Origin of the sequence: Psychrobacter sp. GW64-MNA-CIBAN-0177 (assembly GCF_040309585.1) — a bacterium.
Taxonomy (GTDB): Bacteria; Pseudomonadota; Gammaproteobacteria; order Pseudomonadales; family Moraxellaceae; genus Psychrobacter; species Psychrobacter okhotskensis.
Genome location: NZ_JBEOOY010000189.1, coordinates 1 through 277 on the forward strand (window position 1 = coordinate 1; position 277 = coordinate 277).

Here is a 277-nt window from a genome sequence, read left to right on the forward strand (position 1 = left end):
CGTCAGCACGATTAACTTGCTCAATAATATCTTCCGTTAATGCGATATTATCCCACGCAGTATCGGCGACAATGTCATAAGACGCTGACCCATTTTTGTCTAAAGTGACTTGAACTGTGCTGGTGCTTTTAACGGGATCTATGGCGATACAGTCGCGATTAACGCCGCGATCGTCAATAAAACTCAGTAACTCGCGACCTAATAAATCATCGCCAACGGCACTGATCATCGAACCTTTAATGCCCAAGGCATTAAGTCTGACGCACACATTTAAAGG

At 44.4% G+C, this 277-nt stretch carries 1 protein-coding gene; it reads right to left on the bottom strand.

The features are described 5' to 3' along the window. Positions 1-277, bottom strand: a 277-nt coding sequence (locus AAEY79_RS14725; protein WP_352289079.1) for a PfkB family carbohydrate kinase, incomplete at both ends; no start/stop codon positions are given.